Source organism: Helicobacter rodentium ATCC 700285 (assembly GCF_000687535.1).
GTDB lineage: Bacteria > Campylobacterota > Campylobacteria > Campylobacterales > Helicobacteraceae > Helicobacter_D > Helicobacter_D rodentium.
In genome coordinates this window covers 72,841-87,928 of record NZ_JHWC01000006.1, presented here as the reverse complement: position 1 = coordinate 87,928, position 15,088 = coordinate 72,841, and the positions used below count along the sequence as shown (strand labels likewise).

17 protein-coding genes are annotated in these 15,088 nt (G+C 36.9%); 7 read left to right on the top strand and 10 right to left on the bottom strand.

Annotated features, from left to right (window positions below):
* Nucleotides 1–10: 10 nt before the first annotated feature.
* The 8 genes from BS85_RS0105935 to BS85_RS0105900 are packed head-to-tail and all read right to left on the bottom strand — an operon-like array spanning nucleotide 11 to nucleotide 7,485.
* On the bottom strand, nucleotides 11–583 hold the full coding sequence (locus tag BS85_RS0105935) for a ComF family protein (RefSeq protein ID WP_026943987.1): 573 nt from the start codon (nucleotides 581–583) through the stop codon (nucleotides 11–13).
* Complete coding sequence (tmk, locus tag BS85_RS0105930; RefSeq protein WP_026943986.1) at nucleotides 583–1,152, bottom strand: dTMP kinase; 570 nt, start codon at nucleotides 1,150–1,152, stop codon at nucleotides 583–585. Before tmk ends, BS85_RS0105935 begins: the two co-directional genes overlap by 1 nt.
* Complete coding sequence (gene coaD / locus BS85_RS0105925; RefSeq protein ID WP_026943985.1) at nucleotides 1,152–1,664, bottom strand: pantetheine-phosphate adenylyltransferase; 513 nt, start codon at nucleotides 1,662–1,664, stop codon at nucleotides 1,152–1,154. The genes tmk and coaD overlap by 1 nt, the downstream gene beginning before the upstream one ends.
* Nucleotides 1,664–2,668, bottom strand: coding sequence for a dihydroorotase (gene pyrC / locus BS85_RS0105920; protein ID WP_026943984.1), 1,005 nt, complete (start codon nucleotides 2,666–2,668; stop codon nucleotides 1,664–1,666). The genes coaD and pyrC overlap by 1 nt, the downstream gene beginning before the upstream one ends.
* The gene (locus tag BS85_RS0105915; RefSeq protein ID WP_026943983.1) at nucleotides 2,668–4,092 is read right to left on the bottom strand and encodes a phosphomannomutase/phosphoglucomutase; all 1,425 of its coding nucleotides are present in this window, start codon (nucleotides 4,090–4,092) and stop codon (nucleotides 2,668–2,670) included. Before BS85_RS0105915 ends, pyrC begins: the two co-directional genes overlap by 1 nt.
* Nucleotides 4,070–5,338, bottom strand: coding sequence for an aminofutalosine deaminase family hydrolase (mqnF, locus tag BS85_RS0105910; RefSeq protein WP_026943982.1), 1,269 nt, complete (start codon nucleotides 5,336–5,338; stop codon nucleotides 4,070–4,072). Before mqnF ends, BS85_RS0105915 begins: the two co-directional genes overlap by 23 nt.
* Complete coding sequence (locus BS85_RS0105905) at nucleotides 5,338–6,174, bottom strand: mechanosensitive ion channel family protein (protein WP_026943981.1); 837 nt, start codon at nucleotides 6,172–6,174, stop codon at nucleotides 5,338–5,340. Before BS85_RS0105905 ends, mqnF begins: the two co-directional genes overlap by 1 nt.
* 30 nt (nucleotides 6,175–6,204) lie before the next feature.
* Nucleotides 6,205–7,485, bottom strand: a complete 1,281-nt coding sequence (locus BS85_RS0105900) for an amidohydrolase family protein (protein ID WP_026943980.1) — start codon at nucleotides 7,483–7,485, stop codon at nucleotides 6,205–6,207.
* Nucleotides 7,486–7,636: 151 nt separating this feature from the next.
* On the opposite strand from BS85_RS0105900, the gene BS85_RS11435 reads away from it, so the two are divergent.
* The gene (locus BS85_RS11435) at nucleotides 7,637–7,798 is read left to right on the top strand and encodes a dimerization/docking domain-containing protein (RefSeq protein WP_156938072.1); all 162 of its coding nucleotides are present in this window, start codon (nucleotides 7,637–7,639) and stop codon (nucleotides 7,796–7,798) included.
* A gap of 29 nt (nucleotides 7,799–7,827) precedes the next feature.
* On the opposite strand, the gene BS85_RS12175 is transcribed toward BS85_RS11435, so the two are convergent.
* Together BS85_RS12175 and BS85_RS0105885 are read right to left on the bottom strand one after the other, a co-directional pair.
* Nucleotides 7,828–8,445, bottom strand: a complete 618-nt coding sequence (locus tag BS85_RS12175) for a DUF2972 domain-containing protein (protein ID WP_425402391.1) — start codon at nucleotides 8,443–8,445, stop codon at nucleotides 7,828–7,830.
* Between the two features lie 1,398 nt (nucleotides 8,446–9,843).
* Nucleotides 9,844–10,551, bottom strand: coding sequence for an XRE family transcriptional regulator (locus BS85_RS0105885; protein ID WP_026943978.1), 708 nt, complete (start codon nucleotides 10,549–10,551; stop codon nucleotides 9,844–9,846).
* A 277-nt stretch (nucleotides 10,552–10,828) separates the two neighbouring features.
* Between BS85_RS0105885 and BS85_RS0105880 the strand changes: the two genes are divergently transcribed.
* The 6 genes from BS85_RS0105880 (at nucleotide 10,829) to BS85_RS0105855 (ending at nucleotide 15,082) form a co-directional block, all read left to right on the top strand.
* Nucleotides 10,829–11,071 (top strand): hypothetical protein, encoded by a 243-nt coding sequence (locus tag BS85_RS0105880; protein WP_026943977.1) that lies wholly within the window; start codon nucleotides 10,829–10,831, stop codon nucleotides 11,069–11,071.
* Nucleotides 11,055–11,255, top strand: a complete 201-nt coding sequence (locus BS85_RS0105875; protein ID WP_026943976.1) for a hypothetical protein — start codon at nucleotides 11,055–11,057, stop codon at nucleotides 11,253–11,255. The genes BS85_RS0105880 and BS85_RS0105875 overlap by 17 nt, the downstream gene beginning before the upstream one ends.
* Nucleotides 11,255–11,416 (top strand): hypothetical protein, encoded by a 162-nt coding sequence (locus BS85_RS11430; RefSeq protein WP_156938071.1) that lies wholly within the window; start codon nucleotides 11,255–11,257, stop codon nucleotides 11,414–11,416. The genes BS85_RS0105875 and BS85_RS11430 overlap by 1 nt, the downstream gene beginning before the upstream one ends.
* Before the next feature lies 1 nt (nucleotide 11,417).
* Nucleotides 11,418–13,844: an integrase catalytic domain-containing protein gene (locus BS85_RS0105865; protein ID WP_026943975.1), complete on the top strand. Its 2,427-nt coding sequence runs from the start codon at nucleotides 11,418–11,420 to the stop codon at nucleotides 13,842–13,844.
* 108 nt (nucleotides 13,845–13,952) lie between these two features.
* Nucleotides 13,953–14,882 carry an AAA family ATPase gene (locus BS85_RS0105860; protein ID WP_026943974.1) on the top strand — a complete coding sequence of 310 codons (930 nt, stop codon included), beginning with the start codon at nucleotides 13,953–13,955 and terminating at the stop codon, nucleotides 14,880–14,882.
* A gap of 8 nt (nucleotides 14,883–14,890) precedes the next feature.
* Nucleotides 14,891–15,082, top strand: coding sequence for a sigma factor-like helix-turn-helix DNA-binding protein (locus BS85_RS0105855; protein ID WP_026943973.1), 192 nt, complete (start codon nucleotides 14,891–14,893; stop codon nucleotides 15,080–15,082).
* The last annotated feature ends 6 nt before the right edge of the window (nucleotides 15,083–15,088 follow it).

Sequence of the window (15,088 nt, the reverse complement as noted above, 5' to 3'; positions counted from 1 at the left end):
AAATGCCTATCTAATCTCTAGCATCAGCTAAAACCAAAGCATTTAAGACTTTTGCTCCTTTGGATTCTAGGAATCCTTTTGCCTCTGTCAGCGTCAGTCCAGTTGTGACAATATCATCTACCAATATAATTTCTTTATCCTTTACCTTGCGTTTTAAATAAAAATTACGTGGATTTGCTTGACGAAACTCTAAGCTTTTCCCGGCATAAGAAACTCTATTTCTAGCATACAAAGTTGAATAAAGCGGCTTTATCCCAACACATTTCAAAGAATGCAATAAAATCGCATTGTGCGCATAGCCCTGCACACTAACCTTATCGTCAATTCCAACACCATACACTTGCAATGGAGAATCCAAAATACTCTTTAAGTATTGACTTGCTTTTCTTGCTAGGATTCCATAGATTCTACTGCCAATCTTCTGATATTTGGAATGCAATAAATACTCAATTTCACTAAAAGCAAAAAAACTATAAATCCTGAAATCTCCTATTTCCCTACATTTTGGAGTAATTTTAATTGTATTAAAACAAGCATTGCAAAAAGTAGAAAATGTCCAAACACCGCAAAGCAGACAACGCATTATTTTTTGATAAAATTTACAATTCTTGCAGTAATTGTAGTTTGCGGTAAATCCGCTGGTAAATAGAGGGCTTCTACCTTTAATTTTGCAATCGTTTCTTTTAAACGCTCTTGGAGATTAAGAAGATAAGGAATTCCGCGACTCTCTATCTTATCTATCCCCTTTTGAGCCAATCTCTCTTGCAAGACTGATTCTGTAATTTCTAACAAAACCACTTTATCGGGCAAGATTCCGCTTGTGGCAAAAAGATTCAAGTGAAGCAAACTCTCAATCTCAAACTCCATTGCATAAGCGATTCCAGAAATTAAACTCCTATCACTAATAATTAATTGGTGGATATTAGGCTTCAAAATTTCTTCGCAATGCTCAGCTCTATCAGCCAAAAACAATAACATTTCTGCCTTAGGACTTAAAGGCAAATCGTATTCAAGCAAAATTTTACGAATCTCTTTCCCTATTTTGGTAGCACCCGGCTCAAAGGTAAAAATTGCGTTTTTAAAAATTTCTTTTAAAGACGCAATCTGTGTGCTTTTCCCACTTGTATCAATACCTTCTATTGCGCAATACATCAAGAACCTTTAACAAAATTACACACTGCGGATTCCATAATGGAATCTTTCACAGAAGTTGGCACCAAATGCGTAATTTCTCCTCCGTGCAAAAGAATAGAACGCACAACTGTGGAGCTTATAAAGGCATTTTGAAGCGAGGGCATAAGATAAATTGTCTCCAATTCACGATTCAAAGACGCATTGGCATAGCCCATTTGCAATTCATACTCAAAATCACTCACCGCTCTAAGCCCACGCACAAGTATTTTTGCTTGATGTTCTCTTGCAAAATCTGCAATCAAGTTTTCAAAAGGATAGACACTCACTTGACAAGAAATATTTTTAGATTCCTTAATGGCTAACTCTACCATTTTCACGCGTTCTTCAAGAGAAAATAGAGGATTTTTGCGGCTTGATTTAGCAACTGCTATCATCAAACCATCAAAAAGCTTACAAGCGCGTTGAATGACATCTAAATGCCCATTTGTAATAGGGTCAAAAGTGCCGGGATATACTGCAATCCTTGACATTAAACAAAACTCCAATCCAATGTTTTACCCGCATAAAGCGGAACGATTCCCTCAATGTTTTGTGGGACAATCATTTGCTTTTTAACAAGCTTCACTTCTTTTTTTATTGCCTTGATTCCATAGATTTTTTGTGCATTGCCACTGACAAACTGCTCTAAATTCTCTAGCCTTTTATGTTTATCAAAAAGCGTTGCAAGTGCTGGTAAAAGAATCGGGGCACTAAAAATACCTGCAGCCCCCTTAGAACTCTCCTTATTTACTTGCAAATGTGGAGCAGAATCGCTTCCAAATGAGAATTTTTTATGCGCACTTAAAGCAACCTGCAAAAGCGCGTCTCTATCCTTTGGGGTTTTCAAGATTGGTTTGCAAAAAGTATGCGGATTTAGTGCGCCACCTATCACATCATCTAAACTTAAGCTAATATGGTGCAATGTGAGGGTTGCATAAAGATTAGAATACTTTTCTACAATCTCAATGGAGCGACTATCGCTTAAATGTTCAAAAATAATTTTTAGGCGAGGAAAAGTTTGCGCAAGTTCCGCAAAAATCGTATGAAATTCCACCTCTCGCTCCATCACAAAGCCATTGCTTTCTCCGTGAATGCTTAGAATCAAACCTAGCTCTTGTGCGATTTCTAAAATTTCTAAAATTTTATCATTTAAAATTTCGCTTACTCCATTTTCACTCCCTGTTGTTGCGCCTTTAGGGTAGAGTTTAAGAAAGTGGATTCCTTTTTCTTTTGCTTTTTGCAATTCTGCTCTATCTAATTTCTCGGTAAGATATAAAGACATTATCGGATTAAAACTCCTATCGCCACATACATTTAAGATTCTTGTCTGATAGGCAAGTGCAGAATCCACATTTAAAATGGGCGGATTGAGGTTAGGCATAACCAAAGCATTGCTAAAGCTTTGAGCAGTATATTTAGAGACAATCTTTAAAATCTCTCCATCACGCAAATGCAAATGCATATCCAAAGGAGATTGAAGTGTAATTTGTTCCATTATAATTCCTTTTTTATGGAATCTAACAATCCCAAAAGTGCGTCTTGATAAAGCTTACAAGCCTCATTGCTTTTTGCTTCAAAACGGGTTACAAGCACAGGGGTTGTATTGCTTGCGCGCACAAGCCCCCAACCTTCCTCAAAAATCACACGCACTCCGTCAATAGAGAGAATCTTAACGATTCTAGGAAAATCACGAGACAATTTAGAGGGATTCTCCAAACACTCTTTTAACTTCTCTACTAGAATGAATTTTTCCTCTTCACTTGTTTGAATTTTCATTTCGTCCGTAGAATACAACTTAGGCAAAGATTCTAGCACTTTATCAAATGCTAAACCGCTTGTTTTAAGCAACTCCAACACGCGCAATGCAGCATAAGTTGCGTCATCAAACCCAAAATACCTATCATTGAAAAAGATATGCCCACTGACTTCAAATGCCATATGTGCGCCACTTTCTTTTAGTTTTACTTTAAGGTTGCTATGCCCTGTTTTATACATAATGCTTTGCCCGATTTTGTCAATGCTTTCATACATATTCAACGAACACTTTACCTCTCCAATTACAATGGGGTTTGGAATCGTATGTGCAAAAATAACCGCCAATTCATCGCCTTTATAGACTTTTGCTCCATTTTGTGTTTGCTTAATGACTGCCAATCTATCCCCATCGCCATCAAAAGCAAAACCAATCCCACCAACCTTGCCAACCTCTGCCTTAAGAGCTTGTAGATTTTTCTCCTCACTCGGGTCTGGGTGATGATTAGGAAAATTGCCATCTGGATTTAGAAATAAACCTTTAAATGGAATCCCTAAACGCTCTAAAATCTTTGCGATTCCAACCCCTGCGATTCCATTGCCACAATCTATCGCAATAGGCAAATCCAAGCCCTTTAAATGCGCAAACGCGTTGCACAAATATTCTATATACAAGTCTAACACATTCAGTGTTTGCGGTATTGCATTTGCTAGAATTTTTTGCGCAACCTCCTCAAATTTAAGTGCGTAAAAATCTTTTTCTAACGCATAAATCTCCTCGCCAAAAAAGGGTTCTTTGCAAAGCGTAATTTTAAAACCATTGTATTTGGGTGGATTGTGTGAGCCTGTAATCATTACGCTTCCATCAAGTTGCATAGTTTGCGATTCTACATTAAAAGTGCTATATAATGCGAAATAACCAACAGGCGTTGGAATCCTACCAAGATTATACGCTATTGCACCACTTGCAAACACACCTTGACAAAACCAATCAAAAATCGTTTCTGAATGCACACGCGCATCGTATCCTATGCCTAAATTTTTACCCCCGCGTTTCTGCAATTCCAAACCCAAAAGGTAGCCAATGCGCACAACATTTTCTCTCGTCAAATCCTCATTATAGATTCCACGAATATCATATTCTCTAAAGATTGTTAGTTTCTGCATTTCTTTTTAAAACCTCCACACCATTAATATAAAGCGCATTTGCCCACCTTGCATATAAAATCAGATTCTGCGCCAAAAATTCTCTCGTCTTTGGTATTTTAAACACTGCAAAATCCGCCAAGTTCCCAACCTGCAATGAACCAAGCTTGAAAGTCGTATTTAAAAATGCGTTGCGCGTTACGCTAAGCAACAATTTCCTTGCGAAAGATTCTAAGGGTTCATTACAATAAGCAAATAAAGCGATTCTTAATTCATCAAGCAAAGAAAGGGAATCATTAGAGCTTTTGCCATCTGTTCCTAAACACAATGGAATCCCATATCTCTCTAATGCACGAGGATTCAACAACTTAGAATTTAATAAGCGATTGGATTTTGGGCAAGTGATGATTTTACCTTGCATTTTAGCAATAGTTTCCAATGCCAAAGAATCTGCCTCTAAACAATGTACAAAATAGGTGTTTTTGGTATTTTTAAAAAATTCTAAAAAGCTTTGTGCGCTATAAAACGATGTTATTTCCTCTCCGAAAAATCTTTTAAAGAAGCTCTTAAAATATCCTTTGCTAGATTCCAACCATTCTTTTTCTGCAAGGGATTCCAAAAAATGCACACTTAAAGGCAAATTTTCTTTTCGTGCGACTTCTAATACTTTTTCTAATAATTTTGAATGGACAGAATAAGGAGAGTGAATCGCGACAGCTGGAATAAAACTTTCACTCTGAAATGATTTAGAATCCTCTAATCTAGCAAGAAAATTTTGAAACAAAAAATCTAAAACTCCCGCTTTTGAGCCAATGACTTCATTAAAATAAAGCACACGCAAAGGAGAATCCGCCAAAATCTTTAAATCATATCCATAGCTTGAAACTGCCCCTACAAATCCTACTCCGCTTTGCAAACATTCTTGAATACCTTGCTGCATTGCAGTCTTTAAAGAAATGCCCTCTAAATTTTCTTGCATTAAAACTTCGCGATTTTCAAGGACACTATCAAGCCATTTCCCAAAATTTCCAAAATGCAACAATCCCGCATTCTGGCTAAATTCCAAATGCAAATGCAAATTCGCTAGGGCTGGTGTAATAGCGCAAGATTCAAAATATTGACTTGGAACTCCTTTGTATTGCGCACATAAACCCTCATAAGAATCAATGGCTAGAATTTCTTTGGAATCAAAACAGATTCCGCCTCTTTTAAAAACGCGAAATTCTGCATCACAAAGAACGACAAAATCTGCACCAATGATTTGCATTATTGTTGATTTCCCAATAAAGCTTGATTTAAGTTAATATCCAATTTATTATAAGGAATCTCAATGCCCTCCTCATCAAAGCGTATTTTTACTTTCTGTTGCATTGTAATATTCGCTGTAAAAAAATTCTCACTTTTTACCCAAAAACGCACAATCAAATCTACACTACTAGAATTAAGCGCATTCACCCCTATCACAGGTGCAGGTTCATCTAAGACATATTCATCGTCTTTTAAAATCTCTTCTAAAATTTGCTTTGCCTTGCGTAAATCACTCGCATAACCAATGCCAAAAATCAAATCCATACGACGCGTTGCATTCGCATTCACATTGATAATAGGCGCACTTACAATGCTGGAATTTGGTAAAATGACAATTTGATTATCTGGCGTTGTAAGTTTGGTTTGAAACAAATTAATAGAATCCACTTTACCTATAATGGAACCCACAGAAATCGTATCCCCCTTGTTAAAATGACGCAAGACAACAAGCAGGATTCCACTTGCTAAATTAGACAATGAATCTTTCAAAGAAAGCGCAATTGCTAAACCTGCTGTTCCTAAAACTGCGATGATAGAAGTTGTCTGCACACCCAAATTAGAAAGTGCCGTGATGATTGTTAGAATCAAAACAGCAACAAATACAACATTTTTTAAAAATTCCCCTAATGTTTCATCTTTCGTTGCTTTAATCACAGCTTTTGAAATATATTTTGATAGAATCCTAGAGAGATAATATCCAACCACCAAAATAAACAATGCGCTAATAAAATTTGGCAAGAAACTAAAAAACCAATTCTCAAACCTCTCATAAAGCAATAAAAATTTTGCTTCCATATCAATACCGCTCCTTAAATTTTATCTACACTAAGAGTTATCCGCATAGAATCCCAAACACTGCCTACCACCAACAAACATTTCTTTCACTGCTCCATAAAATATCCAATCACTATAAGGAGAATCTAAACTATCTATTACACAGGATTCTTTGGGGTCTATTAAAATCAAATCCGCATCATAACCTTCAGCAATCAAGCCTTTATCAGAGAATCCCAATGCATGGGCGGGATTCAAACTTAAAATCTTACTCAATTCGCTTAAAGTCATTCTCTCATTTTTAACAAACAATGTATAGCACATTGGCACAAAATACTCAATCATATCAATCCCAAAAGCAGCTTCTTCAAATGCCAAATCCTTTTGCGCTTGAGACTTTGCAGATTGCAAGGAAGTGATGAGTTCAATTTCTCCCTTTTTAACTCTCTTCAGAAGTTTAGAACGCGTAGTTTCAGACTTCAATGGCGGCTTAATCTTAGCGGCTGTATTATAATGGTTACATAAATCCTCTGTAAGCATTAAATGGTGAATGGAGGTTTGCAAAAAAAGACTAGGATTCTTGTTTTTTGAAGTTTTGGGCTGCATATCTGCATTTTTTGCTTCACAAATTATCTCTACACTTCGTTCTGCAGCAAGAGCTAAAAATACTGCCTTAACCCCCATAAATCTTGCAACTTCGCTCATTTGCGCCACTTCTTTTGTCTCACTCAAAGTTGGAATAGAGGGTAAGCCTAGTTTTGAAGAGAGTTCCCCATCGTTCATCACGCCATTTGCACTTAAAGATTCGTCTTCACAAGAAAAAAACATTGGCACATCAAACATTAACGCAAACTCACACGCGCGTCTTAATAGATTACCATCGGTATTAGACTTTGCAAAAATTCCTTTTGAACCTTTTTTATGCAGGGTTGCAATTTCATTTAAGCATTTTGGATTCTCCTCATTTACAGCATCAGAAATTCCTAAAATTTGAGCTTTAAACTCATCTTTTAACGCATTTAATAACTCCAATCCCAATTCACTGCTTGAAGTTGGCTTACAATCTGGAATCAAGATTGCTTGGGAGATTCCTCCAAGTGCAGCTTTATAAGAAAGTTTAAGCAAATTCTCTTTGCTGAACACAGAATTGCGCACACGCGTGTTTAAATCAATAGCCCCCGGGAGCAACACGAGATTATTAGCCTCCAAAACCTTTTCGCCATTCTTGGGCATAATGCTTCGTTCTACTGCGACAATTTTTCCTTTTTCAACTCGGACATCGCCCCTTTGCTCTCCATTTGCATCACAAACCATCGCACCTTTGATTATCATTACGCGCCCTTTTAAAAATTAATTTGGAAATTATGGCAAATTTAAGCTAAAAAATAATTTTAAGATTACAAATTCGCTAAACCTTGCATACACTTTCTGCGCAAATTTCTTATCTCTCACTTCGCCTATTGTTCGATGTAAAGATTTGTTTTTGTCATTGCGAGAATGCGTAGCATTCGTGGCAATCTATAATGTAGAATCTGTTTGTAAGGATTCCATTGTTGAATCTAATTTTTTGCTTGATTATGGATTGCTTCGTCATTTCACTCCTCGCAATGACGCGGTGGTAGCACCTTGGTTTGCAAGATTATAGATTGTTTTAGCTATGCCTCGCAATGACACCTAATCCAACTCCTCACACATTCTTTCAAATTCTTGATAATATTTCCAAGATTCTACAATGTCAGGACGCACAGATTTAATATAAGCCAAATGCTCATCTAAAACTTGTTTGAATTGTATTCTTAAATCTTTATGCTCTTTAAAATATTCTAACACTTGAGATTCTGTAATTTTCTTTTTGTCCTCTATTTCTTTTTGTTGTTGCAATCTTGGAATGAATTTCAAAAGATAATCTTTGACTTCCTGCAAGGTTTTGGAGTCCCGCTTTAAAATCTCCCAATCCTTTGAAGCAATACACACAATAATACCATCGTAAAAATATGATTGATGAAACAAGTCTTGAGTAATATCCAAGCAATGCTTTATCTCGCGCATTATTGTAGCAGCCACATTGGTTAAATAGATAGTATCCTCTATCCTATGCACACTATCTAGAATATAGAGACTAAGCCTATGCTTTTGTGATTGCACGACAAGCGTTAATGGGAGCAATGCGCCATATTTTGCAATATTTTCCTTAAACTTCTCTCTGTATTTTTCCTTTGGTGCAGGGAATCCTAACTCTTTGGATAACTTTAATATCGTATCAAATGTTTTTTCTCCTACAATTTCAGTCATATCTATAGCAATAGAATCTTGAATATTGATAAGAGCATTTTTAAGTTGCGTATCGTGAAAGCATAAATATCTAAGATTTATCCAAAAACTTATCCTCTCAATATCAGGAGTAACTCCAAGCTTGCCATCATATCTTACAAGATTCTGACATACTTCATTCATATCAGAATGCAATGTGATTCCTCTCTTTGCTTTTCCTAATCTTTTCATTCCCATATAGCTTTTTAGCATACTAATGGGATCTCTTACAAGATTCAATGAAAAACCACAAGAAATGAGGGAATAAAATTTATCTCCATTGGGTTTATCTGTAAGATTAATAAGGGTAAGATGTGAGAATCGTTTTTGTTTGCTTTTTTGTATTATCCTATCAAAATATTCCCCATAAATCTCTCTAACTTCTATATCTGATTCATAATAACATTCAAAGATTCCACAATATCTTAAGAATGTTGCTAAACCCGTGTTTCCACTCCCGTGGCTTCCCCAATACACAAACCCATAATACGGAGGCAATGGCAAATTCAAATCCCAAGCAAGTTCAGGTGGTATGCTCTCATAGCTTAGATTAGGATAAGGTTGTATAGATTCTGCACTTTTACTTTGGGATTGTAGATTTTGAGCTTTACAATCTGTTTCTATACTTTGGCATTTATCATTGCAAGATTCTGCGTTAGTGGAATCGTGGCAATCTATAATCTTATCCATCCTTGATTCTGCAATGGAATCTTTAAAGTATGCAACATTATGGATTGTTTCGTCTCTCACTTGGTTCGTTCCTCGCAATGACAAAGCAGAAAGTTTATTGTCCTTGCAAGATTCTACTTTTGCATTCAATCGCTCTGGATTTAATAAAGGAGGATAAGGGTGATTGGTATTAATATATTTTTCTTTAAATTCTTTAGAGTTAAGCCAAGAGTTTATCTCCTCATAATGTTCAGCAATAAATTCTAAATGTTTTTGCTTGTCTATTATGCAATGGCATTGTATTAGAATTTTATAAATTTTAAATTTATTAGCATTTTTTAGTTTTAAAATCCTAAAAAACATTAAAGTTTTCTGTAAGCATAAGGGAGTATTGTTCTTAATCTTTCTTTTTAGTTTTTTGCATCTATAAGCTAAAGCCCATTTCAAACCAAATCTGTGATAAATTTTAGAACCTCTACCCATTTGAGAATCCTTGATTCTTAAGTAAAGATTGTTGGAGATTGATTTTAAGCTTTTGGATTATAAAGAGAGAGAAATATTTAAACTTAAAGAGAAAGAAAGAGAGATAAACAAAAAGATTAAAGGGTGTTTCATATAAAAAGAGGGAATAAATTAAGAGAGAATGCCCCCCCCCCGCAGAATTATATTAAACATTGCAACTCCTTATTGCCATAAATTTAAGAGGCATTCTCAAAGTGAAGTCTTTTTAAAATACCCTACCACGCGCCCTATAATTTCAAAGTTTGAGCCGTCTAATTCTATTGAGTCGTAGGCTTTATTATCGCTAAGCAGCTTCAATTTTGGGAGTTTTTGGAGGCGTTTAACATAGAGTTCGTCCTCAATCCTAGCCACGCAAATTTCTCCCTCTTTTACATTGCCTTGTTGTATTACAAGATAGCAGTTTTCAGGCAAAGTAGGAAACATAGAATCTCCACTGCCTATAATAATGGAAAGATTGTTAAAAGAGATAATGCCGAAATATTGACGCAAAAAAGATTTTGGGAAGTTTAGCTGCTCGGCGGTTTCTACTTCATTATATGCCCCACTTCCTGCACTTGCTCTTATATCCTCATAAAATGGAATGGATACAATATCGTCGTTTAAGGTTTGGGGAAAATTTTTGGATTGAGGGACAGATTTTTTTTGATTGGGAGACAATTGGGAGACACTTTTTTTTGATTGGGAGACAATATTGGGAGACAATTGGGAGACAAAATAATCACTATCAACTTTTAGTGCAATAGCAAGTTTTTGTAAGGTATTGTTAGTAGGATTTGTGTTTTCTTTGCTTTCAAGTTTTTTTATATTTTGTATAGATATTCCACTATATTTTGCTAACTCATCTTGTGTGATACCGAGATTATTTCTAGCTGCTTTTATTCTTTCTCTTAAATCCATAAACAAACCTTTACAAGTCTATTAAAATAGACTATAATTACATTACTTTTAAGGCATTTTATCATAAAAAAGATAAAAAATCTTAAAGACGGCTTGGGTGGGCGGGAAGAATATCACTCTTTGGAGCTTTGAAATGCAAATTTTGAAGTGTAAAAAGGTGGTTGTAAGGCTCAAAGTTTGGAAGTTTAAAATCACTTTCAAACTAGAGCTACTATAACTACTTTCTCCACTCCTTTGTGGAGTGGTTAAGTAGTATTATAACACAAAAAGGCGGCAAATGACTAACGAAATTATGCAAAAGGCAGTTTCTGGGCTTAGGTATATTATAGATGGTGAAGAATTTGAGGGGAAAAAGGAAATTATGACAATAGTATTAATGTGTATTGAGGGGCATATTTGCCCGGAAGTAAATGTGCAAGGATTTTTTAAAAAGTCCATTGCAGAAAGAAAGCCCGTTGCAGAATTAGGCAAAACAGAACCTGAGATTATTGGAAGGGCAAATTATGAAAAAAAAGATTAGTAAAATTACCGAGCAAATGGTTAAAAAAGGCTTTAAACTACGCACTTGGGCTAAGTCAAAAGGGCTTCAGGAAAAAGATTATTTTCTATTGCTTGATATGTCTAATGGAAAAAATAAGGGTGTAAGGGGCAGGTCTAAAGAATTAAGGGAAATGCTAGAAAAAGACGGATTTAAGGTCGCGTAATGGAAAATGAAAAAAGAATAGCTGGTTTTGTAGTTGTTTATTTAAATGAATTTGGGGAAGATGATGTCATCTTTTGCGATAGCTTGGAAGAAGCGCAAAAATGCTCTGAACAGATAGAAGAACAAGGTTATCCAACTAAAATATTTAAAGAAGTGGTGTAAAATGGGACAATGGATAAGTAGTAAAGAGTTTGCGAAATCTTTTAACACAAATAAAAAGAGCCTAGAAAAAGCTTGTTTTAGAGCTAATCAGAGAGGCAAAAAAATTTGTTCTATAAAGTCTATTATAATAAACTTTAATTATGCGAGAGGTATCGGTGGCAATGCAGGTAAAATCCTCCAAATCTGGAACACCCCCTTATCCCCAAAGCAAGTAGAAGCCCTAGAGAAAGGCTACCCTGTGAAATATGTGCTAGAGGAAATGGGTGAGGCAGTGGAGTGCGCAAAGGTAGATAAGGTTATGGATTGCCACAGCCCTAAAGGGCTTCGCAATGACGAAGTGGGAAGCCCTCGCAATAACAAAGCAACACAACCTAATGTTATGGAATCTAAGGATTCTAAAACATTGGATTGTAAAGGAAACAACAATGAAAAAACTTCTCAAAACATTCAAGGAGAAACTCTACACACTAGAGGGCGCAATAATGCTAATGAGTGTGCTAGTAGGGCTACTAGCAGCAGCGATTCCACTCTTTATCGGAATGATTTATCTAATGGTGGGGTAGTGGAATCCTCTGTATGCAAGAGTATAGATTGCCACGAAACACTGCGTGTTTCTCGCAATGACGAAAGGGTAGAATCTCGCAATGACGAAGGGACAAAACACAATGACGCAACTACTTGGCACAATCTCACCTCTTCTCAAAAAGCCCAAGCCAAACAGAGAGAAAAAATCCTACTAGACTATGAAAGCGCAAAGGCTTCAGGAATCAGAGTTGCAGACTTTTTGACACTTAAAAATAGTGAGGATTCTACACTAAAACTCACACAAGGAAAGCTTTTTGATTGGGTTAGAAAGTATAAGGCACAAGGCTTAAGCGCACTAAGTGATAAAAGAGGCATTGCAAAGAGTGGCACAACCTCATTGCCGCAATGGGTGCAAGAGGAAGCCATAAAAATGTGGAGAGCAATGGGGAGCGAGTATGTGAATCGTATGCAGATATGGAGAGAGTTGCATATCCTCGCGCATTTGTATGTAAAGGGCTACTCTTTTGAGAAGTTTTTAAAATGCGAAGTTGAGCCTTTATTCTCTCTTAATACACTCAATCGTTTTTTAGACACCTATTTCAAAACAAACTCCTTAGAATACACACTGATTACAAGGGGCGCGGATAAAACAGATAGCTATAAAGAACCCGCCTATGGAATGCAGAGGGATTTATATACCTTACCCAATCAACTATGGCAAATTGACTCTTCTCCGCTTGATGCGATTGTGCTAGACAAAGACGGAAAGCAAATACGCCCAAGTATTTTGTCTATTGTAGATGTTTATAGCGGTAGAAGTGTGGCTTATCTTAGTGAGACTTCCGATTCTATTGCAGTCGTTAGGCTAATGTGGAAAGCCTTTGAAAGTATGGGTAAGCCCCAAGCGATTCAGTTTGATAATGGCAAAGACTATTTGAGTAAGCAAGTGCAAGGGCTTGTAGATGGTCTTAATATCAAATCTGTGCGAAGTGCTGCCTATAAGGGCAAAGCAAAGGCAGTCGTAGAGCGACGATTCCGCACGATTCAAGGAAGTTATATCACCGCGCTTAGCAGTTATATCGGCAGAAACCCAAGCGAGAGAAGTGCGAGAGAGCAACAAATACCTAAAAGAGAAAGAAAAAGCAAGGACGCATTAGGCAATCCGCTAAAGACACAGCAGAAGCATATCCCAACCTTTGAAGCTGCACAATTCTTGCTAGATGAGGCGGTGGAGTTTTGGAATATTGATAGAGTTTCACGCCACTGGAGTAAGGCGCAAGGCAAATCACCTATGGATTTATGGAGTGAAGCAAACTTTGAAAGGGTTAATGTGCCTTACGCGCAATTCCTACTCTACGCAACTGCGCCTGTGTCAAGAAAGATGGGCAAACAAAGAATAGAGATGAAGCCTTATAGCTTCAAACCCACAACCTATATTGAGTCTAAAACTGAAGTGCTTGTATGCGTCAATATCAATGCAAGTAATGAAGCCTTTGTTTTTACGCCAAAGGGAGAGTTTATCTGCAAGGCTTATGATGAGAACGCAAATCCGCTCACACAAGAGCAGCTTAAAACAATCGGCAAAGAATACAAGGTTGCCATTAAGCGCGTAAGAGAGCTACAAAAAGACGCGAAACACTCAAGTTTCATAAGAATGAATGCAAGACAAGAAGCGGAGAACTTGAAGCGCAAGAAAGATGTCACACTGCTTAAGGGTGTGGGAGAGGATGGAAAGCCTATCAACAATGCAAAAACCCTAAAAACTCAAGTAAGAGAAGCTATTAACAACGCCCAAATTGAGCAACATAAAGACAACTGGGAACCAAATAAACCACTTGATGTAAAACCTACCAAAGAGGACAATGTGGAAAAATGGGACTTACTGCAAAAGCTGGCGCAGTAGGTGGTTAAAGGTCTTTTAAAGGGTTTTTAAAAACTCTTTAAAAGGCTTTTAAAGCCTAAATTTACCCTCTCCAAGCAAAGAAAATTTGCTTGAAAAAAGGATACTTAAATGAGAGAACAAATTATAGCATACATTGAAACTCAAAGAGAAGAGGATAAAAACTTTTCTCAAGGCAAGCTAGAGCAGAAGCTCGGGATTAAAAAGACTTATCTTAGTCAATACCTTAACAACCCTGACTTCAAATACGCCGCAGGTGTGGAGGAAAAGTTTGCAATTTTTCTTAAAGAAAACAAGGAAAAAGAGGAAGTTAAGGCGCAAATTAAGGGATTAAACAGCCTAGACTTTATAGAAACTTGTGATGTTAAAAGGATTGTATCAAGAATCGTGCTAGCAAGTATGCAAGGAGATAGAATCTCGGTTATCTTAGGGGCTAGCGGCACAGGTAAAACACGAATCGTAAAAGAGTATTGCAAGAATCACCTAGAGGCGATTCTAATAGAAGCCACTCCCGATATGAACGCTAAAGATATTCTAAAAAAACTTTGTGAAGAGTTGAATTTAGGGGATTTCAAAAGCAATCACGCAGGGGTTGTGAAAGTTGCTACTGCTTTAAAACAGAATGGAAAGTATGTGATTGTTGATGAAGCAGAACACCTCAAATGGAGGGTGTTAGAGACTTTGCGTCGCGTAATGGACTTTAGCAAACAGCCGCTTATTCTAGTAGGCACACACTGGTTAGCAGATTCCATTAGCAGTGGCAGACTTGGAAGCAAGAAAGAACAAGAGTTAGCACAGCTAAGAAATCGCTGCTTGGGACGTTATGAATTACGCGGTTTGCAAAAAGAGGAATACATTGAAATTTGCAAAGTGAGCGGAATCCCCACAAATTGCGCTTGGAAACTTTGGGAATTAGGTGGTGGGAACTTTAGACAAAGTGAAGGGGTTATTAGACTCACCCTTGCTAGAGTTTCCCTAAGTGGCAAAGAGAGTGCAACCTTAGAGGATTTGGAAGCCACAAAGGCGATGATGTATTTGTAAGGGAAAGAATGACTTTTAAAGAGATTGGGAGAGTGCTAGGAGTTAGCCCACAAAGAGCAGAGAAAATTTATCAAAGAGCTTTAAGGAAACTCTCCTCTCCAAAGAATCTTAAAAAATGGCAAGAGATATTAGACACGATCAAAGAGATAGAAAAAGAAAAAGCTAAAGGTGATTCCAACACTTTAGATTTTAAAGTCTAAAGTGTT

Coding starts and splice junctions, on each gene's coding strand:
- pyrC (WP_026943984.1), bottom strand. CDS start 2,668: ATGGAACAAATTACACTTCAATCTCCTTTGGATATGCATTTGCATTTG.
- tmk (WP_026943986.1), bottom strand. CDS start 1,152: ATGTATTGCGCAATAGAAGGTATTGATACAAGTGGGAAAAGCACACAG.
- mqnF (WP_026943982.1), bottom strand. CDS start 5,338: ATGCAAATCATTGGTGCAGATTTTGTCGTTCTTTGTGATGCAGAATTT.
- BS85_RS0105905 (WP_026943981.1), bottom strand. CDS start 6,174: ATGGAAGCAAAATTTTTATTGCTTTATGAGAGGTTTGAGAATTGGTTT.
- BS85_RS11430 (WP_156938071.1), top strand. CDS start 11,255: ATGGAAAATGAAAAAAGAATAGCTGGTTTTGTAGTTGTTTATTTAAAT.
- coaD (WP_026943985.1), bottom strand. CDS start 1,664: ATGTCAAGGATTGCAGTATATCCCGGCACTTTTGACCCTATTACAAAT.
- BS85_RS12175 (WP_425402391.1), bottom strand. CDS start 8,445: ATGACTGAAATTGTAGGAGAAAAAACATTTGATACGATATTAAAGTTA.
- BS85_RS0105865 (WP_026943975.1), top strand. CDS start 11,418: ATGGGACAATGGATAAGTAGTAAAGAGTTTGCGAAATCTTTTAACACA.
- BS85_RS0105900 (WP_026943980.1), bottom strand. CDS start 7,485: ATGATAATCAAAGGTGCGATGGTTTGTGATGCAAATGGAGAGCAAAGG.
- BS85_RS0105885 (WP_026943978.1), bottom strand. CDS start 10,551: ATGGATTTAAGAGAAAGAATAAAAGCAGCTAGAAATAATCTCGGTATC.
- BS85_RS0105860 (WP_026943974.1), top strand. CDS start 13,953: ATGAGAGAACAAATTATAGCATACATTGAAACTCAAAGAGAAGAGGAT.
- BS85_RS0105935 (WP_026943987.1), bottom strand. CDS start 583: ATGCGTTGTCTGCTTTGCGGTGTTTGGACATTTTCTACTTTTTGCAAT.
- BS85_RS0105915 (WP_026943983.1), bottom strand. CDS start 4,092: ATGCAGAAACTAACAATCTTTAGAGAATATGATATTCGTGGAATCTAT.
- BS85_RS0105880 (WP_026943977.1), top strand. CDS start 10,829: ATGACTAACGAAATTATGCAAAAGGCAGTTTCTGGGCTTAGGTATATT.
- BS85_RS0105875 (WP_026943976.1), top strand. CDS start 11,055: ATGAAAAAAAAGATTAGTAAAATTACCGAGCAAATGGTTAAAAAAGGC.
- BS85_RS0105855 (WP_026943973.1), top strand. CDS start 14,891: ATGACTTTTAAAGAGATTGGGAGAGTGCTAGGAGTTAGCCCACAAAGA.